This window comes from Shewanella sp. AS16 (assembly GCF_021412365.1).
Lineage (GTDB): Bacteria > Pseudomonadota > Gammaproteobacteria > Enterobacterales > Shewanellaceae > Shewanella > Shewanella salipaludis.
In genome coordinates, this window is sequence record NZ_JAKCLK010000011.1 from 33,019 (window position 1) to 55,486 (window position 22,468).

The following is a 22,468-nucleotide window of genomic DNA, read 5'->3' on the forward strand; positions in this document are numbered from 1 at the left end:
CGCCAACCATGGCGCTCAGCCACTTTCAGCATGGCTCATATTTCTTCGTAGTTAGGGATAACCAAGGCAGCTAAATCTGCGTCAGAGGCAATAAGGTGCAAATAGAATTCAGCATTCTTTCATGGGGAGCCTGGTCACCCGAATATCAATGCCAGAGCGACTGGCTGGGCTGGAAAAAATCCCGGGCGCCGTCTGAGGCGGAGCTTGCCTGTGCCCCCCTTTCTTGTGCTCCCAAGCTACCCCAGGTGCCGGCCATGCAGCGCCGGCGCTTCAGCCGACTCACCAAGATGATGTTGGAGGTGGCCTTCCAGGCCGAGCCAGAAGCGCAATGCCGCACCATTTTTGCTTCCCGTCATGGTGAACTGCACCGCACCATAGGCATACTCGAAGACATCATCGCCAAACAGCCGCTGTCCCCCACTGCCTTCAGTCAATCGGTACATAACACCGCCAGCGGCATATTGAGCATAATCACGGGTAACACGGCGGCATCCACCTCGGTCGCCGCCGGTGACCAAACCCTATCCCAGGCCATGATCGAGGCCTACGGCCAGCTGCATGAAAACGCAACGCCCCTGCTGCTGGTCTTCGGCGACGATCCCGTGCCGCCGGTATACGATGAATTTACCGCCGAGACAGAGCTGCCACTCGCCCTGGGACTGCAGCTGGCGCCCGCCGACGTTCGGGGAATCGCCAAATTGAAACTAAGTTCCAAAACCGCCGCAACCGATGCCCAATACCTGAGTTATGGCGCCTTCATTCACGCCCTGGCCCATGGCCGTCCCCTGGATGGCCTGCTCGCCAACCACCATTGGCAGCTCAGCTATGACTAATCCGGCTAATCCCAGACTCACAGGCCTGGCCTACTTGCCCCGCTGGTGCGGCGGCATCGCCTGCTATGTCGCCTTCGGCCTGGGCGGCCTGCTCAGCTCGCTGACCATACTGCCTGTGCTCAGGTTCTGGCCCGGCACGCCCGAGCGCCGCATCCAGAGGGTGCAACACGCAGTGCACCTGATGTTCAAAGTGTTCGTATACATGCTGACCTGGGCCGGCGTGATCCGCCTCAGCACAAACGACATTCACAAGTTGGCAAATGCCAAAGGCATGATAGTCATAGCCAATCATCCCACCCTCATAGACGTGGTGGTGCTGATCAGCCTGATGCCCAATGCCGGCTGTATAGTCAAGCAAGGCCTATGGCGCAATCCTTTCATGCGCGGCGTGGTCTCCTGTGCCGGCTATATTCCCAACCGCGGCGCCGAGTTGATGCTCAAAGATTGCCGCCAGGTGCTGGACAGGGACACGAATCTCATCATTTTCCCCGAAGGCACCCGCACCCTGATAGGCCACAGGGTCAACGACTTTGCCCGCGGTGCCGCCAATATCGCCCTCAGAACCCGGGCAGACATACTGACCGTCGTCTTGCACACCAGATATCCTGGGCTGACCAAACAGGAACCTTGGTATGAGATCCCAAGGCAAACCATTGAGATGCGCGTAGAAATTGGCGCAACAATTCCTCATTTCGGGTATGATGCCCGGCTTGGTGATGCCAAGATTGCCCGTCAATTGACCCGGGACCTAGAACACTTTTATAGACAACAACTCGATAATACTTATGAACTTAACTGATAAAATAAAACAACTCATCATAGACAGTCTGGATCTCGAAGATGTCAGCATAGCCGACATAGACTCTGAGGCGCCCCTGTTTGGTGACGGCCTGGGGCTGGACTCCATAGACGCACTGGAACTGGGATTGGCCATCAAGAAGCAATTCGATGTCAAGATCGAAGCCAACTCAGAGGCCACCAAGGCCCACTTTCATAGCGTTGCCAGCCTGGCAAACTTTATCGAATCTCAGCGTGTCGGGGCCTAAGTATGCAGAGTCGTGAACAAATTTTAGCAATGTTAACCGAAATCCTGGTCAATGAATTTGAGATAGATGCGGCGGCGATAACGCCCGAGGCATCGCTCTACCAGGAACTGGATCTGGACAGCATAGATGCCGTCGATCTGGTGATCAAACTGCAACAGATGACGGGCAAGAAGATCCAACCCGACGAATTTAAGGCAGTGCGCACCGTCGATGACGTGGTCAATGCCATCGAAGGCCTAGTTCAAGCCTGATGCGCCCCCTGTTGCACCTGCTGACGACCTTAATGCTGCTGGCCTACCCGCTGGCGGTCTATTTTGGTCTCACCTATTTGCCCGTCGGCAGCATAGCCCTGGTGCTATGCGCTCTCTTGGTTCTACGCTTGGTGGTGCAGCGGCAACAGATTAAACTCATGTTGTTGCCCCTGTTGCTGGGCATAGGCCTGACGGCGGGCAGCTACTTCGCCCGGCGTCATGATTTGCTCTTGTATTACCCTGTGGTGATCAACCTGAGCATGCTGGCCCTGTTCGGCTATTCGCTCAGGCAAGGCCCGAGCATGATAGAAAGGTTCGCCAGATTGAAGGAGCCAACATTGCCGGCCGAGGCCATCCCTTACCTGCAACGGGTCACCCGTCTCTGGTGTGGCCTATTCGTTGTCAACGGCATCATGGCGGCCTATACCGCGGCTTTTAGCAGCTTAGCCACCTGGACCTTATATAACGGACTGATCTCCTACCTGTTAATGGGCCTGCTCCTGGGCGGGGAATGGCTATATCGCAGCATTTGGTTGAAAAAATCATGACACAGCTACTGAAAAACTGGTTAACCCTGGGGCCTTCGAGCCAGCAATTGATCAGCTTTAATCATCACGACATAGTCACGGGCGCCTTGTTTACCAATCAGGTAGCCCACTATTGTCGGCTGCTGCGCGAATCCAAGATCACGCGCTGGCTGCTCGCCTGCGACAGCAGCGACCAATTCGCCGTCGGCCTGTGTGCCGCGCTCCTCGCCGGCAAACAAGTCATACTGCCGACCAATACCCAGCCTGGCACCCTGGCCCAACTGGCGGACAAGTTCGATGCCGTACTTGCCGATGCCAGACTGTGTGAAGACAAGCCGGCCCTGGAACTGAAACGTGAGCTCAGCCTGCCGGACAGCCACTGGCCCCAGAGTCAAGACCTGGGCGAGCTGGTCCTGTTTACCTCAGGCAGCAGCGGCAGCCCCAAGGCGATACACAAGAGCCTGAGGCAATTGGATGAGGAAGTCTCGCAACTGGAGCACACCTTCGCCGGGCATTTGCCCCATTGCAGCGTGATTGCCACAGTCTCGCACCAGCATATCTATGGTCTCTTGTTTAAGATTCTGTGGCCCTTGGCCGCCAGTCGCCCTTTCCTGAGCGATCTGGTCGAATACCCTGAGACCTTAAGCTATTACACCAGCCTGCTGCCCAACCTCTGCCTCATCAGCAGTCCGGCACAGTTGTCGCGTCTGCCGAGCGCCCTGGAACATGAGCGGCAGGCACGTGCCCCCAGCCTGATCTTCAGCTCGGGCGGGCCTCTGAGCCTGGAAGCGGCGCAGGGCATAGCCGGCTGTTACGGCCAGCCCCCGATAGAAATTTTCGGCAGCACGGAAACCGGTGGCATAGGCTATCGACGGCAGAACAGCGCGGCCGACACCTGGCAGACCTTCGACAAGGTCAAGATCCGCCAGGCCCAGGAGGACGGTGCCCTGTTGCTGCAGTCGCCCTACCTGGCAGATACCGACTGGTACAGGTGTGACGATCAGATAGAAATGATCGGCGAGCATCATTTCCGTTTGCTCGGTCGTTTGGATCGGATAGTCAAGATAGAAGAGAAGCGGGTGTCTCTGGCACAGATGGAGGCCCTGCTGCGCCAACATCCCTTGGTCAAAGATGCCGCTCTGGTGCTCCTGACTCAACCCAAGCAGCAGCTGGGCGCCGCCGTCACCCTATCGGACGAAGGCCTGGCCCTGCTGGCAGCCGCCGGCAAGCTCAACATCAACAATAGCCTCAAGGCCCACCTCTTGACTCAGTTTGAGCGTGTCACCCTGCCCAGACGCTGGCGCTATCCGAATGAGCTGCCCCAAAGCCCCCAGGGCAAGCGCCTGCAGGCCGACATTATTGGATTATTTTCCCATGACTAACCATGCTCCCCAGGGTCAACGCTCGCAGTTGCCACCCGTTTTAAGCCAAGAAGCGACAGCCACGACCCTGGAGTTGCAGCTGTTCATCGACGCCAGCTTAGGCTATTTCGAGGGCCACTTCCCAGAGCAAGCCGTGCTGCCTGGGGTGACCCAGCTCGACTGGGCCATACGCTTCGGCTGCCGCCACTTCGGTTACCCGCTCGATGTTGCCACCCTGGAGGTGCTCAAGTTTCAGCAATTGCTGCTGCCTGATACCCAGGTCAAGCTGACGCTGAGCCATGACCAGGCCAAACGCAAACTCACCTTCGGCTATAGCCAGGGCGAGCAGCGCTACGCTTCCGGCAGGATCGCCCTGGGCTCGACGGAGGCATGATGCGACTGGCGTTGGTGATCCCCAACTATAATCACAGTGCCGCCATAGCCGACACCCTGGCGACCCTGGCGCAATATGAGCTCAGCTGTTATCTGGTGGACGATGGCAGCCGGGATGAGACCCGCTACCTGCTGCAAAGCCTGGCCAAGCAGTATCCCTGGGTGACGCTGCTGCAACACCCCTATAACAGGGGCAAGGGCGCGGCCGTGATGACGGGCCTGAGGGCCGCCTACCGGGATGGCTTCAGTCATGCGCTGCAGGTGGACGCCGACGGCCAACACGATCTGAACGACATCCCGGCCATGATAGCCAAGGCAGAAAGCCGACCCGAGGCGGTGATTTCCGGCCTGCCACAATACGATGACTCTATCCCCAAGGGCCGCCTCTATGGCCGCTACCTGACCCACTTCTGGGTCTGGGTCGAGACCCTGAGCCTGGATATTCGAGATGCCATGTGTGGTTTTCGCATCTATCCACTGGCGGCGACCGAGGCCCTGTTCCGGCAAACCGCTTTGGGGGAGCGGATGGACTTCGACATAGAAGTGCTGGTGAAGCTCTACTGGCAAGGAGTGCCCATAGTGCACCTGCCCACCAGGGTGATCTACCCGGATGACGGCATCAGCCACTTCCAGGGCTTCAGGGACAATGTCCGTATCAGCAAGCTGCATACCAAGCTGTTTTTCGGCATGCTCAGACGCCTGCCCAAGCTACTGGGCAAGCGTCTCGGCAGCAAAGCCGTGAACCACCAGCCGGCGCCCCAGGCTGCAGATGGCGCCAGCGACGAGCGACATTGGTCACGGATGGCCGAGCGCGGCAGTTACCTCGGCATCCGCCTGCTGGCGGCCAGTTATAAATTCGGCGGCCACTGGCTATGCCGCGCCATCATGTATCCGGTGATCTGTTATTTCTTTCTCACGGGCACAGACGCCAGGGCCGCATCCGCCGATTTTCTCCGCCGGGTCAGGGCGCTCGAGCCGGATAATGCCGAACTCGACCCTGTGCTGAGCCGGGTTCCCGGTTGGCGCGACAGCCTGCGGCATTTCCTCAGTTTCGGTAACGCCGCCCTCGACCGCATCGATGCCTGGTGTAATCGCATCACTATCCAACAGGTGGATTTTCCCAATCGCCAATTGCTGGCGGAACAGATAGCCTCCGGCCGCGGTGCCGTGCTGCTGGCCTCGCACCTGGGTAACCTAGAGCTCTGCCGCGCCATCTCCATCCACCAGCAGAGGGTCAAGGTCAACGTCATGGTGCTGACCCAACATGCCGAAAATTTCAATCGGGTGCTGAAACAGCTCAACCCCGACAGCGACTTGAATCTGATCCAGGTGACCGAGCTCAATCCCGCCACCGCCATCTTGCTGCAACAGAAGATAGATGCGGGTGAACTGGTCGTCATCGCCGCCGACCGCACCCCGGCCAGCCAGCGCGGACGTGTGCTGTTGGCGCCTTTCATGGGCCGCATAGCCGCGTTTCCCCAGGGCCCCTTCGTCCTGGCCGGCTTGCTCGACTGCCCCGTCTTTCAGATGTTCTGCGTGCGCGAAGCCGACTGTTACCGTGTCTATCTGGAACCCTTCGCCCAGACGCTCAAGGGCCCGCGGGAAGGCCGCATGGCGCGCCTGCAGGCCGCGGTCGAGCGCTACAGCCAGCGACTCGAATATCACGCCAGACGCAACCCATTGCAATGGTTTAACTTTTTTGATTTTTGGCGCCAGTCTGACTCAGACTCAGGCGCAACGACTCAAGCTCAAGACAGGACTAACACATAAATGAGCCAAACGACTCAAACAACAGCACAGACAGTAGTATTTGGCCGCCAATTGCTCAGCCTGGAACAAGTGGTTGCCGTCGCCAAAGGCGCCAAGGTCGAGCTATGCGCCGACAGTGATTACATAGAAAGCATACAGAAGGGCGCGCGCTTCATCGACAGCCTGCTGCACGAGGAAGGCGTGGTCTATGGGGTCACCACAGGCTACGGCGATTCCTGCACTGTGGCCGTAGGTCTGGATCTGGTCCACGAGCTGCCCCTGCATCTGTCGCGCTTCCATGGCTGCGGCCTTGGCGACACCCTCAGTCCTATGCAAGCCAGGGCCGTGATGGCCTGCCGCCTCAACTCACTCGCCATAGGCAAGTCGGGCGTCAGCTATGAGCTGTTGCAGCGGATTGAAACCTTGCTCAACCTCAACCTGGTGCCAGTGATCCCCGAAGAAGGTTCTGTCGGTGCCAGCGGCGATCTGACGCCTTTGTCTTACCTGGCGGCGGTACTCGTGGGTGAGCGCGAGGTCATATATGACGGCCGGCGCCGGCCAACCCAAGAAGTCTATGCCGAACTGAATATCGCCCCCCTCAGGCTCAGACCCAAGGAAGGCCTGGCACTGATGAACGGCACTGCCGTGATGACGGCACTGGCCTGCCTGGCCTATGACAAGGCCCAGTATCTGGCACGCCTCTGCAGCCGCCTCACCGCCATGGCCTCTCTGACGCTCAAGGGCAACTCCCATCACTTCGATGAGATACTCTTCGCCGCCAAACCCCATCCTGGCCAAAACCAGATAGCCACCTGGATACGGGAAGACTTGAATCACTTCGAGCATCCGCGCAACTCAGACAGATTGCAGGACAGATATTCGATCCGCTGCGCGCCGCACATCATAGGGGTATTGCAGGACGCCCTGCCCTTCATGCGCCAATTTATCGAGACTGAACTCAACAGCGCCAACGACAACCCGATAGTCGATGCCGAAGGCGAACATATACTCCATGGCGGTCACTTCTATGGCGGCCATATCGCCTTCGCCATGGACGGGATGAAGAATGCTGTCGCCAACCTGGCCGATCTCATCGACCGTCAGATGGCACTGGTGATGGATCCCAAGTTCAACAATGGCCTGCCCGCCAACCTCTCGGCGGCAACCGGCAACCGCCGCGCCATCAACCATGGCTTCAAGGCGGTGCAGATAGGGGTCTCCGCCTGGACCGCCGAGGCGCTCAAACATACAATGCCGGCCAGCGTCTTCTCCCGCTCGACCGAATGCCATAACCAGGACAAGGTCAGCATGGGCACCATAGCCGCGCGCGACTGCATGCGGGTGTTGCAACTGACGGAGCAGGTGGCGGCCGCGGCGCTGCTGGCCATGAGCCAGGGAGTACGTCTGAGGATAATGCAGCAAGAGCTGGCAGAGACCAGCTTGACGCCATCGCTGGCGACCACCCTGGCCCAGGTCGAGGCCGACTTCAGCCTGTTGACCGAAGACAGGCCACTGGAAGCCGTGCTGCGTAACACAGTCGCCAAGATCCAGGCCGGCGCCTGGGAGGTCTGCCAATGACGGCCCTGCTGACCACTGAGATGGAGATGGTCATCCCCTTCCATGATGTCGACTCCATGGGCATCACCTGGCATGGCAATTATCTGCGCTACTTCGAGATAGCCCGCTGTCAGCTGCTCGATACCCTGGGCTACAACTACCGGCAGATGCTGTCTTCGGGCTACGCCTGGCCGATAGTGGATCTGCAGCTGAAATATGTTAAGGCCAGCAGCTTCGATCAGAAAATCAAGGTCATAGCCTCACTGGTGGAATGGGAAAACCGTCTGAGGATCAATTACCAGATCCTCGATGCCCTCAGCGGCGAGCGCCTGACCAAGGGCTACACAATTCAGGCCGCCGTCAACATGGAAACCCAGGAGCTATGCTTCGTCACCCCTGAGGTGTTTCGTCTGTGTCTGGCTCCCTGGCTCGCTGCCTCCTCTGACAAACAATAAGGTATGCTCCATGTTGCAGTGGTTTAAGCCTCTCTATCTATGCCGCTTAGCCGTTACCGCCAGGCGATACTTGGCGCCGGCATGCATGGCCGTCTGCCTGGCGCCTGTGGCTCTGGTGCATGCCGCCCCCCAGGCAACGGCCGAGGCGCCGGCCTCAATCCCGGACGCGGGCCCGGATTATCGCGCCCTGTTTGCCCGGCCCGCCTCTGACGCGGACCTGCTGGGGCTGAGCCAAAGACTGCAATTACCGGATACAGTCCGCGGTGAATTCAGCCAGGCCCGCCACCTCAAGGTATTGAAGCGACCCTTGCTCAGCCGGGGGGAATTTATTTTCGATCGCACCCAGGGCCTGGTCTGGCAACAAACCCGTCCCTTCGACACCCTGTTGATCTTGAAGGACAAACAACTGATACAGAGGGATAGCCAGGGCAAACTCCAGGTGTCAGATGCGACCCAGGCCCAAGGCGCAGGTGCCATCAGCCAGTTGCTGCCGCAGCTGATGCTGGCGATCTTGAGCGGGGATATCCAGGCATTGAGCGGCCATTTCTCCCTCTACCTGCAACATCCGGAAGCGGCAACCGCGTCTGAGACAGAAGCAGAGCCAAGCCCGGGTTGGCGCCTCGGGCTCATCCCCAGAGATCCCCTGGTCGCCAAGGCGATAGCCGCCATGGTGCTCGAAGGCGACAAGCAACTCGACGCCCTGACGCTCCTGAGTGACAACGGCGACCTCAGCCGCATCGAATTCAGTGCCCAGCGTGCCGGACCTCTGGCCGAGGATGAAACTGCGCTCTACAGGCTCGCAGAACCGACACAATGACCGGCTCCCCTTCCCCAATCGAGGCCTGCGGCACCAAATTGGCCGCTATCTCCCCCAGAGTGCGTTTCGGCATCTGGCTCGGCCTGCTCTTGCTCATGGCTGCCTATGGCGGGCAGCTATGGAGCCATGGCGCCAAGATCCAGAGCGACATACTGGCCATGTTGCCCAAGCTGCAGCAGGACCCACTGACAGAACGCGCCCTGGCCAGGGTCGAGGGCAAGCTCAGCGACCGCCTCTATCTGGCACTGGTGGCAAAGGATGATGCCCGGGCGATCGCCGCCGCCAAGCTGCTGCAGAGCGAGTTACAAAGCCCCCAGGGTGCCAGCAACCCTTTCAGCGAGATCCGCAGCGGCGCAAGCGACAGCGGCGATGCCCTGAGCCGCTTCTATTTTCCCCACAGATTCAAACTGCTGACCCGGGAGCAGACACAGCTGCTGCAAAGCGCCGGGGGCGAAGGACTCGAGCAGCTGCTCCAACAGGCATTGCAACAGACCTACAGTGCCTTCGGTTATGCCGGCAGCGGTTTGCTGGCACAGGACCCCCTGTTGCTTTACCCGGCAAACCTGCAGGCATTGGCTCCCAGGCTCAAGTTGGGGGTGTCACAGGGGATCTTGCTGACCCATAAGGAAGCGCACTCCATCGCCATCATCATGGCCAAGGGACGCCAGAGCGTATTCAATCCCAATGCCCAGCAGGCACAGAATGCCGCGCTGCAACAAGCATTGACCCGGCTGCAGGGCGCCTATCCGGATGTACAAGTGCTCAAGGCCGGCGGTCTATTCCATGCCTTGGCCGCGACCCAGAGCGCCAAGGCGGAGATCTCCATCATAGGCATGGCATCGCTCGTCGGGGTGATACTCCTGGTGTGGCTGGCATTTCGCTCCGTGATGCCACTGCTGCTGGCACTGCTCACCATAGGCTCAGGGCTCCTGTTCGCCATCGTCAGCACCCTGGCGGTATTCAAGGAACTGCACCTGTTGACCCTGGTATTTGGTACCAGCCTCATAGGCATAGCCATAGATTACAGCTTTCACTACTATTGCGAGCGCCTGCAACACCAGCACAAGAGTGCGGCGGCAACCGTCAGACATATCTTCCCGGCCATGAGCTTGGCGCTGCTCACCAGCGTCCTGGCCTATCTGGGGATCGGCCTGACGCCTTTCCCCGGCATGCAGCAGGTGGCGATCTTCTGCGCCAGCGGTCTGGTCGGTGCCTACCTCTGCCTCTTGCTGGCCTACCCCCTGCTGGCAGGCAGCCGCCTGCCGCCCGGGGATAAGCCGCTGGCGATGGCCCAAAGATACCTGCAGTCTTACCTCGGCTTATTCCAATCCGGGACGACAACTCCTGGAAGTGCCGCGCCCAAAGCCAGAAGGCTCGCCGCCCTGCTGCTGCTGGTGCTGCTCGGCTCTGGACTGGCGCGCCTCGCCAGCGACGACAATATCCGCAACCTGCAACAGAGCCCGGCCGAACTCGGCGCCGAGGAGGACAGGCTGCGAACCCTGCTCAGTGGCGGCACGGACAATCAATTCATCCTCGCCAGGGCCGACAGCGAACAGGCGCTGCTGCAAAGACTAGAGCACCTGACCCCAGTGCTGGAACAAGCGCTGGCCGCGGGTGAACTGGGCAATTTCGTCAGCCTGAGCCCCTACCTGCCGAGCACCGCCAGACAAGCGGAAAATTACGCCCTGCAGGCGCAGATCTACCTGCAACATCTGCCGCAAATTGGCGACGCCCTGGGATTGACCGACGCGCTGCTGCCGACATTGCGCCAGGCGTATCTGGATGCCGCCGGACTGGAAATTCATCCCCTGGACTTGCTGCATGGACCCTTGGCCCAGGATCTCGCCGATCTCTGGCTGGCACCGGCAAGCGCAGCGACCGGGCAAACCAGCGAATATGGCGCCATCATAATGCTCGGCGGCATAGCAGATCTGCCTGGGCTGACACAGAGACTGGCCTATGACGACAAGGTACAACTGGTGGATAAGGTGGCGCAAATTTCTGCCGTCATGGGGCAGTACCGCCGCCTGACGCTGGGCTGGCTTGGGCTGGCACTGCTCATGGCGGCGCTGATCTTCAGCCTGAGGTTCGGTTTCAAGCTGGCCTGTGTGGTGGTGGCTGTGCCGGCACTCGCGGCCCTGTTGACCCTGGCCGCACTCGGGCTCATGGGGTCGCCTCTGAGTCTATTCCATGCGCTGGCGCTCATCTTGGTGTTCGGCATAGGGGTAGACTACAGCCTGTTTTTCGCCGAAAACCGCGACCGGGGCGCCGCCGTTATGATGGCTGTCTTCATGTCGGCCTGCTCGACCCTGCTGGCCTTCGGACTGCTGGCCTTCAGCCAGACCCTGGCGATCCATTTCTTCGGCCTGACCCTGTCGCTGGGGATCGCCTGCACTTTACTATTAGCGCCCTTAATCCAAGCCCCTTTAATCAACACTGTCACCAGGAATGTGAATTCATGTCCAAACTAACGGCCAGCCAGGCATCGAGCCATACCCCAGAAACTGTCGAAGTCGCCATCATAGGCGCAGGGCCGGCCGGTGCCATAGCCGCCAGCCTGTTGCAGCGCCAGGGCAGGAGCGTCAGGGTGCTGGAGAAGCAACACTTCCCCCGCTTCTCCATAGGCGAGAGCCTGCTGCCCTGCTGCATGCAGTTTCTCGAAGAAGCCGGCATGCTCGAGGCCGTCAATGGCGCAGGTTTCCAGTTCAAGAATGGCGCCGCCTTCCGCCGTGACGGCCAGACGACCCAGTTCAACTTCACGGACAAGTTCACCCCGGGCCCGGGAACCACCTTCCAGGTACAGCGTGCCGGCTTCGACAAGTTGCTCGCCGACACGGCCCAGAGCCAGGGGGTTGAGATCCGCTATGGCGAGACCGTCGAGCAGATAGACTTGGATGGCACTCCGACCCTGACTGTGCGCAACGAACAGGGTCAGAGTTACCGGCTCGAGGCCCAATATGTGCTGGACGCCAGTGGTTTTGGCCGCGTGCTGCCCAAGCTCCTGGGGCTGGAGCGACCGTCGAACTTGCCGCCACGCATGGCGATCTTTACCCATATAGAGGACAAGATCGACGCCGCCGACTTCGATCGCAACAAGATATTGATCAGCGTCCATCCGCAACAGAAAGACATCTGGTACTGGTTGATCCCTTTCAGCAACGGCCGCTGCTCCCTGGGGGTGGTCGCCGAGCCGCAGCTGCTGGCGCACCTGGAAGGCAGCCTGGAGGAAAAACTCCTGGCGATAGTCAAGGAAGATCCCGAACTCAGGGCCTTGCTCGCCAATGCCAGCCCGGTACAGGAGTGCGGCACCCTACAGGGCTATTCGGTCAACGTGACCCAGCTCGCCACGGATAAGTTTGCCCTGCTGGGCAACGCCGGCGAGTTTCTCGATCCCGTCTTCTCCTCAGGCGTCACCATAGCCATGCAGTCGGCCTCCATGGCCGTCAAGTGTGTGCTCAAACAACTCGATGGACAGGCTGTCGACTGGCAGGCCGAATATGCAGCGCCCTTGATGCAGGGAGTCGATACCTTCCGCACCTATGTCCAGGCCTGGTACGACGGCAGTTTCCAGGAGGTGATCTTCCACCCGGATCCCAACCCCAAGATCAAGCAGATGATCTGCTCTATCCTGGCGGGTTATGCCTGGGACACCAACAATCCCTTCGTCAGCGAGTCCAGCCGCCGACTCAACACTGTGATAGAGATCTGCCGCCAGAGTCAGGCAGAGGCGGCCGAGGCTTCATGATGCCTGCCCAGCCTCGCAAGACACTCCTGTGCCTGCTGGCCCTGTTGCCGGCACTCCTGTTGAGCGGCTGCAGCCAGTTGCTGCTGCGCCAGACCTGTGTCGGCCTGAGCCATGACATTCATTACTGTCTGGCCCCCATAGAGCTGCAGCCGCCGGCGCCCAAACACCGTCAGGCACCCGAGACCAAGGCGGCGCCCGGGAGCGGCGGCGAGCAGCAGGTCTCACAGCTGCCGCTCCCCTTCTCGGCCACCTATAAGGTCGCCATAGCCATCAAGGATGCCTCCCATGAGTTGCTGAGCCAGATAGAGCTGGATGAGGCCAGGATGACAGTCGTGGGGCTGGCCCCCCTGGGACAGGCGCTGTTTACCTTGGAATACGATGGTACTACACTAAGCAGCCGTCAGAGCCTGCTGCTGGGGGAGCAATTCAAGGCCGAATACCTGCTGGCCATGATGCAGCTCATCTATTGGCCCGAACTGAGCCTGGCGCCGCGACTCGAAGGCGGAGTGCTGGTCGCGGCCCCTTGTGGCGCAGATTGGTGTCGCAACCTCTATCCTGGGCCGCTGACGGCAGCGAATGCCACCCCAGTGCTCAGCATACGCTACGACCGCCGGGATCCCTGGCTGGCCCAGGTGCAGTTACAGATGCCAGAGACAGGGTTTTCGCTGAATATCAAACCCCTTTAATTGTTAGATAGCGGCTGCTTGCCGACGGACATGAGACTATGACCCAGATAGCCATCACCCACATGGGATTGTGTACCCCTTTGGGGCAGGAACCGCAGCAAATTTTGGCCCGGTTGCTCCAGGGCGATGACAGCGCCATGTGCTGGCGCGAGGATCTATTATTCGATGGCCCGGCTTTGGTCGGCCAGGTGGATTGCCCCTTACCCCTGATCCCCGCAGCCCTGGCCCAATACGACTGTCGCAACAACCAGATGTTGCTGAGCGCGGCCGGACAGCTCACCCAGGCCGTTTTGGATGCCAAGAGCAGGTACGGCGGCGAGCGGATCGGCGTCGTCATAGGCACCAGCACCTCGGGCATCGCCAGTGGCGAGGCGGCATTGAAATACCGCCAACAACATGGGGTCTTTCCCGGGGCGTATCATTATCACCAGCAGGAACTCGGCGGCGCCAGTGAGTTCCTCAGCCGGCACTTTGGCCTGACGGGCCCGAGTTATACCCTGTCGACAGCCTGTTCTTCCAGTGCCAAGGTCTTTGCCGCCGCCCGCCGCCTGCTCAATGCCGACTTATGCGATCTTGTGATAGTCGGCGGTGTCGATAGCCTATGTCAGCTGACACTCAATGGCTTCCAGGCTCTGGAGTCGGTTTCCAGCGGCCATTGCCAACCCTTCAGCGCCAACCGTGATGGCATCAACATAGGCGAAGGTGCGGCACTGTTCACCCTGGAGCGCGGCAGCGGCAGCCTGCTGCTGGCGGGGGTCGGCGAGTCGGCCGATGCCTACCATATTTCTGCCCCCCATCCAGAGGGATTGGGGGCCATTGCCGCCATGACGGCGGCATTGCAGGACGCAGGGCTGACCCAGGCCGACATCAGCTATGTGAACCTGCATGGCACGGCCACGCCAAAGAACGATGCCATGGAAAGCCGTGCCCTGCTGGCCGTGTTCGGCGACACCCTGCCGCCATGCAGCTCGACCAAGCCGCTGACGGGGCATGCACTGGGCGCCGCCGGGGCGATAGAAGCCGCCTTCTGCTGCCTGTTGCTGTCGGCCCATAACAGCCAGAATGCTTTGCCGCCTCAGCTGTGGGATGGCCAACAGGACAGCCGGGATCCTGCCCTGCCACTGGTGCAGCCCGGCCAACATGGCCCTCTCGAGTATGTGATGAGTAATTCATTCGCCTTCGGTGGCAGCAATGCCAGCCTGATCTTCTGTCGCGGAGTCAACAATGCCTAGCCCCCTCACCTCCCTGGAGCTGAGCCAGCTTCAGATCACCGAACTTGTGCCCCATAGGCAACCCATGGTGCTGATCGACGCCCTGGTGTCCCACAGCCCGGATTCCCTGATCACCGAAACCCGGATAAGCAAGGACAGCGCCTATTTCGATGACCAGCTGCAGGGCGTGCCCAACTATGTCGGCATAGAATATATGGCCCAGAGCATAGCCGCCCTGGCCGGCATAGAAGCCAAACTCAGGGGCGACACTGTGCGCGTCGGCTTCCTGCTCGGCAGCCGTAAGCTCAGCTTCGCTACCCGCACCTATCGACTGGGGCAGAGTTACAACACCAGGGTGACCCGCCTGTATCAGGAAGACTCGGGGCTGGCGGTATTCGACTGTGAGATCTACCATGGCGAGACCCGGGTAGCGGCGGCCCAGGTGAACGTATTCCAACCCCAGGACACCCAGGCCTTCGTTCAGGAGGCTCAGGCAGAACAACAAGCCCCTTCATCCCAATGAGGGCCCGCTGCCGAGACAAGCTTTAACGGGTTTAGCGCCCCATGTGCGCCCCCCAGAACCACATTTACGGAGAATAATAATGACAAACAGGGTATTAATCACGGGCTCGAGCCGCGGCATAGGCAAAGCCATCGCCCTCAGGCTCGCCGAAGCCGGCTGGGACATAGCGCTGCATTTCCACAGCAATAGCCAGGCTGCAGATGCCTGTGCCGCCGAGCTGACCGCCATCGGGGTCAAGGTCAGCCTGTTGCAGTTCGATATCGCCGACCGCGGCGCAGTCCGGGCCGCCATCGAGGCCGACATAGCCGCCAACGGCGCCTATTATGGGGTGATACTCAACGCCGGCATCAATCGCGACACCGCCTTTCCGGCGATGACCGAAGGCGAGTGGGACAGCGTGATCCATACCAACCTGGACGGCTTCTACAATGTGATCCAGCCCTGTGTCATGCCTATGATCCAGGGGCGCAAGGGGGGACGCATCATCACCCTGGCCTCTGTCTCAGGCATAGCGGGCAACCGCGGCCAGGTCAATTACAGCGCCTCCAAGGCAGGCATCATAGGCGCCACCAAGGCCCTGTCGCTGGAGCTGGCGAAACGCAAGATCACAGTCAACTGCATCGCCCCTGGGCTTATCGAGACCGACATGGTATCCGAGTTCCCAAAGGAGATGGTCGAACAACTGGTGCCCATGCGCCGCATGGGTAAGCCGAATGAAATAGCCGCCCTGGCAGGCTTTTTGATGTCAGAGGATGCGGCCTATATTACCCGCCAGGTGATCTCGGTCAACGGAGGCATGCTATGACACTCAACACACCTTTTTCCATGCCAATGCCTGTTACACACATCACCCGGCAACGATTATTCTCGGTCAACGGGGGCATGATCTGACATGGGCGCAACAAAACGTGTAGTGATCACCGGCATGGCCGGCATCAGCGCCCTGGGCCATGACTGGCCCAGCATAGCCAAGCGGCTACAGGCCCAACACAACTGCGTGGTCAGCATGCCGGAATGGGATATGTACCAGGGGCTGAATACCCGTCTGGCGGCGCCCATCACGGATTTCGAGGTGCCGGCACACTACTCACGCAAGAAGATCCGCTCCATGGGACGTGTTTCTATCATGGCAACCCGCGCCAGCGAGCTGGCGCTGCTCGACGCTGGGCTGCTCGACGACCCTGTCGTCGCCTCGGGTGCCATGGGCATAGCCTACGGCTCCTCCACCGGCAGCACGGACGCCATCACCGCCTTCGGCAACATGCTCAAGGACGGCGACATGTCCGGCGTTACCGCCACCAGCTATATACGCATGATGCCCCACACCACGGCAGTCAATGTCGGGGTATTTTTCGGCCTCAAGGGACGGGTGCATACCACCAGCAGCGCATGCACCTCGGGCAGCCAAGGCATAGGCTACGCCTTCGAGGCGATCAAGTACGGGCGTCAAATGCTGATGCTGGCCGGTGGCGGCGAAGAACTCTGCCCCACAGAGGCAGTGGTGTTCGATACCCTGTTTGCCACCAGCACCAAAAATGACACCCCCAGCCTGACGCCGCGTCCGTTCGACCGCGACAGGGATGGTTTGGTGATAGGCGAAGGTGCCTGCACCCTGGTGCTGGAAGAGCTGGAGCACGCCAAGGCCCGCGGCGCCAGAATTTACGCCGAGATCGTCGGCTTCGGCACCAACTCGGATGGCTTGCATGTCACTCAACCCAATGCCCAGACCATGGAAATCGCCATCCGCCAGGCGCTGACGGATGCCGACCTGTCGCCGGATGCCATAGGCTATGTCAACGCCCATGGCACGGCCACGGAACGCGGCGACATAGCCGAGAGTCAGGCCACCCATTCAGTGTTCGGTGCCCATATGCCGATATCCTCGCTCAAGAGTTATACCGGCCATACCCTGGGCGCCTGTGGCGCACTGGAAGCCTGGCTCAGCATAGAGATGATGCATGCGGGCTGGTTCGCCCCCACGCTGAACCTGGATAACCTGGACCCCCAGTGTGCCGAGTTGGACTATATTCGCGGTGGCATACGCCGGCTGGACACTGACCATGTGATGAGCAATAATTTTGCCTTCGGCGGTATCAACACTTCGCTGATATTCAAGCGCTGGAGCGCTTAACACAGCTTTCATTCATAATAAGGACATTCACATGAAGTCATTCGTCGCCAGTCTCTTACTGGCAGCCAGCCTGTTCGGCCCTCAAGCCTCGGCCGGCGAATTCACCCCCGAGAGTTATCGCGCCGTGTTTCAGGGCGACAGCCAATTCAGACAGAAACAAGCGATCGAAGCCCTGGCGATGGCTGGCTTGTCGGATCCCGCCATCTTCGATGCCCTGGAAACCAGGTTGATAGCCTCACTGCCGGAGGCGACAGACAAGAATGCCGTCGACTACAGCGCCTGGTTGGTCAAGGGGCTGGCCTATTCGGGTAACGACAAGTATCTCGGTACCATCAACAGCATTATCCACGGCAGCTACCCCAAGAAACTGCGGAAGTACGCCAAGCAGGCGCGCGCTAACCTGTCTCAGTACAAGGTGTGGAACGCCATTCTGACCGACAAGAGTCACTATGATGCCGGCCAGAGCCAAAGCAATAACCTGTATGCCAATGCGCTGCACAGTAACGAGCTGGAACTCATGCGCATGGCCGCCAAACGCCTCATGGAGGAAGGCAAGTATGATGATTTCATGCTCTCGCAACTGAGCTCAGAGCTGCAGGCCCAACGTCTGCTGAGCAACGACAAGCTCGCCATAGACACTTACGCTCATATGGCCAAGGCCCTCGCCAGCTCGGGCAATATCAAATACAGACCCGTGATTGCCGATATCGCCGCCAACGCCCCACAGAAGAAACTGCGCAACTACGCCGCCAAATACATGAAAAGCTATTACTGATATAGGCGCCGGACCCGGGTCCGGCGCCAACCCGACAGCCACTCCCTCCCCCCTCAACACCTCTGCATCTCGGCGCTAGCGAACGCACGACAAGCGCGCATGCCGGCTCCCATTTGCACCTTCAGGGTGCAACCTAGGTTGGGCTCGCCTGGAAATCCCCCGCCGCCGCGGCGGCTCAACCAGGCATGACTCTTGCTGACACCTGGCAACATTCAGTCTCAGTGCCGGGCTCTGGTCCTGGTTCTGATACCGAGCTATTTCATGGGAGGTAAAGATGAAAATTGTACTCGACGATCTGTCTGGCCCGGAAGTCGCCGCCCTCTTGCAGGAGCATCTCGACGACATGCGCGCAACCTCGCCCCCGGAAAGCGTCCATGCCCTGGATCTCGAGGGGCTGCGCCGTCCCGAAATACGTTTCTGGACCCTATGGTTAGGGGGCGAACTGGCCGGCTGCGCTGCCCTCAAGCGGCTCGACGCCGGGCATGCAGAAGTCAAATCCATGCGCACAGCGAGCCGTTTCCAACGCCGGGGCGTGGCCTCCGGCTTGCTGGCGCACCTGATAGCGGATGCCGGCAACTGCGGCGTACAGCGCCTGAGCCTGGAGACCGGCAGCATGGCGTTTTTCGCGCCGGCGCGCAGCTTGTATGCCAAACACGGCTTCGCGTTCTGCCCGCCCTTCGGCGACTATCGCCCTGACCCCAACAGCCTGTTCATGAGCAGGCAGCTGCTACCCATGCACCCGGACCAGACATAAAAAAACGCCTCGATCCGCTGGGATGAGGCGTCTATTTTCGGCTCCCGAGGAGCCCATTGGGCTTTGGTTACGCAGGCACTTGCTCTAAATCTTGCTTGGCGGCGGCCAGGGCTTTCTCGCTGGCTTCCGGGCCCATGGCCAGGGCTTCCCCGTAAACGGTTTCCACTTCTGTGATGCCGACGAAACCCAGTACCGTCTTCAGGTAAGGCACCACGTGGTCCGAGGCGCCATCCTTATGCATGCCGCCGCGGGTGGTGATAACGACCGCGCGCTTGCCTTCCAACAGCCCCTTGGGACCCTTCTCAGTGTAGCTGAAGGTCACACCGGCACGGGCGATCAGATCTATCCAGTTTTTCAGCTGAGTCGGGATGCTGAAGTTATACATGGGCGCAGTGATCACTAAGGTATCGTGTGCCTTGAGTTCGCCTATCAGGGTATCGGACAAGGCGAGGGCACTCAGCTGGCGCTGGGTCAGATTTTCGCCGCCACGCAAGCCGGTGGCAATTTCCCCATCCAGTACCGGCAAGGGATCGGCTGCCAGATCCCGGGTGGTGATCTCGGCACCCTGCTGCTGCCAATGTTGGATCAGATGCTCCACCAGCTGGGCAGACTGTGAATAATCACCCAGGATACTGGATTTCAACACTAATACTTTAGACATAATCAATAACTCCGCATGTAAATCCAAGTGAGTTGAAAGCCTATTCCCAACTCGATGGCGCCAGTTTATTAGCCTATAAAAAAGAAATATAGCGGATAAAATCTGTTATTAGCTTCGATTAAATAGAAAGGATGAGTTCACACCTTGGGCGGCAGGCTGACGTACAGGCCGCTGAAGCGGGCGCACAGGGTGTCGGCGCTGAAGAGTTCGACCTCCAGCTTGACCTTGGCCTTGCGGCCCTGGCTCAAGGGCGCCTGTCCTGTCTCTGGCCAGGCCACCTTGGCCAGGGGATTGCCCGTGACCGGCGCGAGATAACGTATATGGGCATCGGCCAGGACGATATCGCCGCTGACCCCCGCCAGCTGCTGTTGCAACCACAGCATGCCCCAGCCACTGAGCGTCATCAGGGTATAGATGCTGCCGGCAAACATGGTCTGATGCAGGTTGATGTTGGGCGCCAGCGGTGCCTCGACCATCAACGACCTGCCATCGAACGCCGAGGGGCGTATCGCCATGAATTCACTCACGGGAATGGTGTCATGCCAGGTGCGGCGCAGTCGTTCCAGCAGCTCGGGATAATCTTGGGGATCCATATGCTTGCTCATCTCTTGTTAATGGCCATTGGACGCGTGCTCATCCACTCAGACCTGCAGTTGGAAGGTCACAGGGCCATCGTTGACCAGCTCGACCTGCATGTCGGCACCGAAGCGCCCCGTCTCTGTGCTTATGCCCTGGCGGCGGCAATAAGCCACGAAGGCTTCATACAAGTGCAATGCCTGCTCCGGCGTGCCCGCGCCGGAAAAACTCGGTCTCAATCCACGGCCCGTGTCGGCCGCCAGGGTAAACTGCGACACCACTAACAGCTGGCCACCCACTTGCTGCAGATTGAGATTCATCTTGCCGCCGGCGTCGGCGAACACCCGGTAGCTCATGACCTTGGTCGCCAGCTTTTCCATCTTCTCCAGATTGTCGTCACGCTCGACGCCCAGGAGCACCAGCAGTCCCCTATCAATGGCGCCGGTAACTTCATCATCGACCGTGACCCTGGCGCGGCTGACTCTCTGTATCAAGGCTATCAAACTCGTTTCTCCTCTCGGTTGCCTAAGGCACAAAATTGTCCAGTTCCATGGCGGCTATCGCCGCCCGCACCTGCAGCTGAGTCAAGTTGTCTGCCAGCAGGTGATGCCCCGCCACCTCACGGTAGCTTATCCGCGGCTGCGGCATCAGCCGCTGAAACTGCCGCGCCAGGTGCTGGGGGCATACCCAGTCTTGGTTGGCCTGCAGTATCTGGGTCTGGGCCCTTATCCCGGCCCAGACCTCAAACAAGTGCTCGTTGGCGGCAAAATACCCCTGATGGGCGAAGTGCAGCTCGATACGCGCCAGTGCCTGGGCTCGAGCCTGGGTGAGCAGAGAACGCGGCACGACCGCGCCGGGCAGCGCCAGCGCCAACTCCCACTCGAGCCAGCGCCTGGCATAGGCCAGGCGCGTGTCGGCGGCGGCTCGCGTCACGCCGGCATAGTAATGGGCAATCAGGGCCGCGGCCGAGTCACAATCCGACTCTCCCAGCAGCGCCCCGTAGGCCTGGGGGAAGCGGGCCGCGGCGCCTTCATGGCCATAGAGCCACTCCAGGCCGGCCTGTGATGGCAGAAACAGTCCCCAGTAAACCTGGGCCTGCACCCTGTCCGGGTAACGGCCACTGTAGATCAGCCCCAGCGTCGCCCCGAATGAGCCGCCAACCAGGCATAAACGCCGCAACCCCAGCCAGAGACGCACCTTCTCGATGTCGGCCAACAACGCCTCCAGGTCGTTGTGGGCCAACTCGCCACCGGGGCGGGACAAGCCGGCGCCACGCTGATCCAGCAAAAGGATACGAAAGCGGCGGCCATCGAACAGGCTCAGCTCGTCCACAGAGCAGCCCGCCCCCGGGCCGCCATGGAGGTAGAGCAAGGGCACCCCTTTGGGATTACCATACTGAGCCAGATGCAGCTCATGGCCCTCACCCACGGCCAACCAGTCGCGCCGTATCAGGCTCGCCGTCATGCGCTCGGCCCCAGGCGCAGATGCCGGCGGAGTCCGGAATCAGACCTCATCTGAGGGGGCCGCGGCGGCCGGCGCGCCATCCAGATATTCGGGCAAGGCGGCGGTAATTTCCGCCCCCAGCAGCACTATGATCCACGACAGATAGACCCAGACGAAGAGGATGGGAATGGTCGCCAACGCGCCATAGATGGCCTCATAACTGGGAAACTGGGTCACATACAGGGCAAAGGCCCGCTTGCCGGCCTCGAACAGGAGCGCCGCCACCAGGGCCCCGAGCAGGGCATGCAGAAATCTGACTTTCTGATTCGGCACCACCATGTAGAGCAGCAGGAAGGCCGCGACCGAAAACAACAGTGGCAGTCGCGCCACCAGCAGCGGCATCAGCCCCGACAGCGCCTCCTGGTCGAATAACTTGAGCGATACCAGATAGGAGGTCGCCACCAGGCTGGCGCCCACCAGCACGGGCCCCAGGGTGAGCACCATCCAATACATGGAGAAAGACACCACGGCCTGGCGTTTTTCCTTGGTACGCCAGATATTGTTGAGCGACTTGTCGATGGCGGAAATCAGCATGATAGCCACCACCACCAGAAAGCCTATCCCCACCGCCGTGCCCTTGGAGGCGTTGTGGACGAATTCATTGAGGTAGAGATGCACAGTGTCGCCGGCGGCTGGCAGAAAATTATTGTAGACGAAGGCTTCTATCTGACCGCGGATCCCCTTGAACACGGGAAAGACAGACAACATGGACATGGTCACGGCCACCATGGGCACCAGGGACAACAGAGTCACATAGGCCAGGTGACCGGCGCGAATGTTGATCTGATCCTGATGCAGGCGTTGTTTCAGGTGCAGCAGAAACGACCAGACACCCAGGGAGAAGGAACGGAAATGCGTTATATCTATCTTTTTTATCACGGGTTTCTCTTGATTGAATGGCTGCTGCATGGGTA

At 59.9% G+C, this 22,468-nt stretch carries 25 protein-coding genes; 20 read left to right on the top strand and 5 right to left on the bottom strand.

The window, feature by feature from the left end:
* Positions 1–95: 95 nt before the first annotated feature.
* From LZP73_RS17280 to LZP73_RS17375, 20 genes are all read left to right on the top strand, one after another.
* Positions 96–833, top strand: a complete 738-nt coding sequence (locus tag LZP73_RS17280; protein ID WP_234236201.1) for a beta-ketoacyl synthase chain length factor — start codon at positions 96–98, stop codon at positions 831–833.
* The gene (locus LZP73_RS17285) at positions 826–1,632 is read left to right on the top strand and encodes a lysophospholipid acyltransferase family protein (RefSeq protein WP_234236202.1); all 807 of its coding nucleotides are present in this window, start codon (positions 826–828) and stop codon (positions 1,630–1,632) included. The genes LZP73_RS17280 and LZP73_RS17285 overlap by 8 nt, the downstream gene beginning before the upstream one ends.
* On the top strand, positions 1,619–1,879 hold the full coding sequence (locus LZP73_RS17290) for a phosphopantetheine-binding protein (protein WP_169565040.1): 261 nt from the start codon (positions 1,619–1,621) through the stop codon (positions 1,877–1,879). The genes LZP73_RS17285 and LZP73_RS17290 overlap by 14 nt, the downstream gene beginning before the upstream one ends.
* Before the next feature lie 2 nt (positions 1,880–1,881).
* A complete protein-coding gene (locus tag LZP73_RS17295; RefSeq protein ID WP_169565039.1) occupies positions 1,882–2,130 on the top strand; it encodes an acyl carrier protein in 249 nt (82 codons plus the stop codon).
* Positions 2,130–2,678, top strand: coding sequence for a hypothetical protein (locus LZP73_RS17300; protein WP_234236203.1), 549 nt, complete (start codon positions 2,130–2,132; stop codon positions 2,676–2,678). Before LZP73_RS17295 ends, LZP73_RS17300 begins: the two co-directional genes overlap by 1 nt.
* Entirely contained in the window at positions 2,675–4,039 is a 1,365-nt protein-coding gene (locus LZP73_RS17305; protein ID WP_234236204.1) for an AMP-binding protein, read from the top strand. Before LZP73_RS17300 ends, LZP73_RS17305 begins: the two co-directional genes overlap by 4 nt.
* On the top strand, positions 4,032–4,412 hold the full coding sequence (locus LZP73_RS17310; protein ID WP_234236205.1) for an ApeI family dehydratase: 381 nt from the start codon (positions 4,032–4,034) through the stop codon (positions 4,410–4,412). Before LZP73_RS17305 ends, LZP73_RS17310 begins: the two co-directional genes overlap by 8 nt.
* Positions 4,412–6,181, top strand: a complete 1,770-nt coding sequence (locus LZP73_RS17315; protein WP_234236251.1) for a glycosyltransferase family 2 protein — start codon at positions 4,412–4,414, stop codon at positions 6,179–6,181. Before LZP73_RS17310 ends, LZP73_RS17315 begins: the two co-directional genes overlap by 1 nt.
* Positions 6,182–7,738 (top strand): HAL/PAL/TAL family ammonia-lyase, encoded by a 1,557-nt coding sequence (locus LZP73_RS17320; protein ID WP_234236206.1) that lies wholly within the window; start codon positions 6,182–6,184, stop codon positions 7,736–7,738. It abuts the gene before it with no gap.
* On the top strand, positions 7,735–8,172 hold the full coding sequence (locus LZP73_RS17325; protein WP_234236207.1) for an acyl-CoA thioesterase: 438 nt from the start codon (positions 7,735–7,737) through the stop codon (positions 8,170–8,172). Before LZP73_RS17320 ends, LZP73_RS17325 begins: the two co-directional genes overlap by 4 nt.
* Positions 8,173–8,182: 10 nt before the next feature.
* Entirely contained in the window at positions 8,183–8,989 is an 807-nt protein-coding gene (locus LZP73_RS17330) for an outer membrane lipoprotein carrier protein LolA (protein ID WP_234236208.1), read from the top strand.
* A complete protein-coding gene (locus LZP73_RS17335; RefSeq protein WP_234236209.1) occupies positions 8,986–11,460 on the top strand; it encodes an MMPL family transporter in 2,475 nt (824 codons plus the stop codon). Before LZP73_RS17330 ends, LZP73_RS17335 begins: the two co-directional genes overlap by 4 nt.
* Positions 11,448–12,734: an NAD(P)/FAD-dependent oxidoreductase gene (locus tag LZP73_RS17340; protein ID WP_234236210.1), complete on the top strand. Its 1,287-nt coding sequence runs from the start codon at positions 11,448–11,450 to the stop codon at positions 12,732–12,734. The genes LZP73_RS17335 and LZP73_RS17340 overlap by 13 nt, the downstream gene beginning before the upstream one ends.
* Positions 12,731–13,420 (top strand): DUF3261 domain-containing protein, encoded by a 690-nt coding sequence (locus LZP73_RS17345; protein WP_234236211.1) that lies wholly within the window; start codon positions 12,731–12,733, stop codon positions 13,418–13,420. The genes LZP73_RS17340 and LZP73_RS17345 overlap by 4 nt, the downstream gene beginning before the upstream one ends.
* Before the next feature lie 38 nt (positions 13,421–13,458).
* Positions 13,459–14,652 (top strand): beta-ketoacyl-[acyl-carrier-protein] synthase family protein, encoded by a 1,194-nt coding sequence (locus LZP73_RS17350; protein ID WP_234236212.1) that lies wholly within the window; start codon positions 13,459–13,461, stop codon positions 14,650–14,652.
* Complete coding sequence (locus LZP73_RS17355) at positions 14,645–15,154, top strand: hotdog family protein (protein WP_234236213.1); 510 nt, start codon at positions 14,645–14,647, stop codon at positions 15,152–15,154. Before LZP73_RS17350 ends, LZP73_RS17355 begins: the two co-directional genes overlap by 8 nt.
* Positions 15,155–15,233: 79 nt before the next feature.
* The gene (locus tag LZP73_RS17360; protein WP_234236214.1) at positions 15,234–15,959 is read left to right on the top strand and encodes a 3-ketoacyl-ACP reductase FabG2; all 726 of its coding nucleotides are present in this window, start codon (positions 15,234–15,236) and stop codon (positions 15,957–15,959) included.
* 87 nt (positions 15,960–16,046) lie between these two features.
* Complete coding sequence (locus LZP73_RS17365) at positions 16,047–17,285, top strand: beta-ketoacyl-ACP synthase (RefSeq protein ID WP_234236215.1); 1,239 nt, start codon at positions 16,047–16,049, stop codon at positions 17,283–17,285.
* A 31-nt stretch (positions 17,286–17,316) separates the two neighbouring features.
* Positions 17,317–18,060, top strand: a complete 744-nt coding sequence (locus LZP73_RS17370) for a hypothetical protein (RefSeq protein ID WP_234236216.1) — start codon at positions 17,317–17,319, stop codon at positions 18,058–18,060.
* Positions 18,061–18,334: 274 nt separating this feature from the next.
* Positions 18,335–18,814 carry a GNAT family N-acetyltransferase gene (locus LZP73_RS17375; RefSeq protein ID WP_234236217.1) on the top strand — a complete coding sequence of 160 codons (480 nt, stop codon included), beginning with the start codon at positions 18,335–18,337 and terminating at the stop codon, positions 18,812–18,814.
* A gap of 67 nt (positions 18,815–18,881) precedes the next feature.
* Here LZP73_RS17375 and LZP73_RS17380 read toward each other — a convergent pair whose 3' ends face one another.
* The 5 genes from LZP73_RS17380 to LZP73_RS17400 all read right to left on the bottom strand — a co-directional run bounded on the left by LZP73_RS17380 (position 18,882) and on the right by LZP73_RS17400 (position 22,433).
* Positions 18,882–19,475 carry an FMN-dependent NADH-azoreductase gene (locus LZP73_RS17380; RefSeq protein ID WP_234236218.1) on the bottom strand — a complete coding sequence of 198 codons (594 nt, stop codon included), beginning with the start codon at positions 19,473–19,475 and terminating at the stop codon, positions 18,882–18,884.
* A gap of 137 nt (positions 19,476–19,612) precedes the next feature.
* The gene (locus LZP73_RS17385) at positions 19,613–20,080 is read right to left on the bottom strand and encodes a thioesterase domain-containing protein (protein WP_442800758.1); all 468 of its coding nucleotides are present in this window, start codon (positions 20,078–20,080) and stop codon (positions 19,613–19,615) included.
* Positions 20,081–20,116: 36 nt separating this feature from the next.
* The gene (gene dtd / locus LZP73_RS17390) at positions 20,117–20,554 is read right to left on the bottom strand and encodes a D-aminoacyl-tRNA deacylase (RefSeq protein ID WP_234236219.1); all 438 of its coding nucleotides are present in this window, start codon (positions 20,552–20,554) and stop codon (positions 20,117–20,119) included.
* A 22-nt stretch (positions 20,555–20,576) separates the two neighbouring features.
* Entirely contained in the window at positions 20,577–21,515 is a 939-nt protein-coding gene (locus tag LZP73_RS17395; protein ID WP_234236220.1) for an alpha/beta fold hydrolase, read from the bottom strand.
* Positions 21,516–21,554: 39 nt separating this feature from the next.
* A complete protein-coding gene (locus tag LZP73_RS17400) occupies positions 21,555–22,433 on the bottom strand; it encodes a virulence factor BrkB family protein (RefSeq protein ID WP_234236221.1) in 879 nt (292 codons plus the stop codon).
* Positions 22,434–22,468 lie beyond the last annotated feature (35 nt).

Bases quoted from the DNA above. Each gene is read 5' to 3' on its own strand.
- LZP73_RS17290 (WP_169565040.1), top strand. From the start codon at position 1,619: ATGAACTTAACTGATAAAATAAAACAACTCATCATAGACAGTCTGGAT.
- LZP73_RS17300 (WP_234236203.1), top strand. From the start codon at position 2,130: ATGCGCCCCCTGTTGCACCTGCTGACGACCTTAATGCTGCTGGCCTAC.
- LZP73_RS17375 (WP_234236217.1), top strand. From the start codon at position 18,335: ATGAAAATTGTACTCGACGATCTGTCTGGCCCGGAAGTCGCCGCCCTC.
- LZP73_RS17320 (WP_234236206.1), top strand. From the start codon at position 6,182: ATGAGCCAAACGACTCAAACAACAGCACAGACAGTAGTATTTGGCCGC.
- LZP73_RS17355 (WP_234236213.1), top strand. From the start codon at position 14,645: ATGCCTAGCCCCCTCACCTCCCTGGAGCTGAGCCAGCTTCAGATCACC.
- LZP73_RS17335 (WP_234236209.1), top strand. From the start codon at position 8,986: ATGACCGGCTCCCCTTCCCCAATCGAGGCCTGCGGCACCAAATTGGCC.
- LZP73_RS17310 (WP_234236205.1), top strand. From the start codon at position 4,032: ATGACTAACCATGCTCCCCAGGGTCAACGCTCGCAGTTGCCACCCGTT.
- LZP73_RS17350 (WP_234236212.1), top strand. From the start codon at position 13,459: ATGACCCAGATAGCCATCACCCACATGGGATTGTGTACCCCTTTGGGG.
- LZP73_RS17380 (WP_234236218.1), bottom strand. From the start codon at position 19,475: ATGTCTAAAGTATTAGTGTTGAAATCCAGTATCCTGGGTGATTATTCA.
- LZP73_RS17305 (WP_234236204.1), top strand. From the start codon at position 2,675: ATGACACAGCTACTGAAAAACTGGTTAACCCTGGGGCCTTCGAGCCAG.
- LZP73_RS17315 (WP_234236251.1), top strand. From the start codon at position 4,412: ATGCGACTGGCGTTGGTGATCCCCAACTATAATCACAGTGCCGCCATA.
- LZP73_RS17285 (WP_234236202.1), top strand. From the start codon at position 826: ATGACTAATCCGGCTAATCCCAGACTCACAGGCCTGGCCTACTTGCCC.
- LZP73_RS17330 (WP_234236208.1), top strand. From the start codon at position 8,183: ATGTTGCAGTGGTTTAAGCCTCTCTATCTATGCCGCTTAGCCGTTACC.
- LZP73_RS17345 (WP_234236211.1), top strand. From the start codon at position 12,731: ATGATGCCTGCCCAGCCTCGCAAGACACTCCTGTGCCTGCTGGCCCTG.
- LZP73_RS17295 (WP_169565039.1), top strand. From the start codon at position 1,882: ATGCAGAGTCGTGAACAAATTTTAGCAATGTTAACCGAAATCCTGGTC.
- LZP73_RS17360 (WP_234236214.1), top strand. From the start codon at position 15,234: ATGACAAACAGGGTATTAATCACGGGCTCGAGCCGCGGCATAGGCAAA.
- LZP73_RS17325 (WP_234236207.1), top strand. From the start codon at position 7,735: ATGACGGCCCTGCTGACCACTGAGATGGAGATGGTCATCCCCTTCCAT.
- LZP73_RS17395 (WP_234236220.1), bottom strand. From the start codon at position 21,515: ATGACGGCGAGCCTGATACGGCGCGACTGGTTGGCCGTGGGTGAGGGC.
- LZP73_RS17385 (WP_442800758.1), bottom strand. From the start codon at position 20,080: ATGAGCAAGCATATGGATCCCCAAGATTATCCCGAGCTGCTGGAACGA.
- LZP73_RS17370 (WP_234236216.1), top strand. From the start codon at position 17,317: ATGAAGTCATTCGTCGCCAGTCTCTTACTGGCAGCCAGCCTGTTCGGC.
- LZP73_RS17340 (WP_234236210.1), top strand. From the start codon at position 11,448: ATGTCCAAACTAACGGCCAGCCAGGCATCGAGCCATACCCCAGAAACT.
- LZP73_RS17365 (WP_234236215.1), top strand. From the start codon at position 16,047: ATGGGCGCAACAAAACGTGTAGTGATCACCGGCATGGCCGGCATCAGC.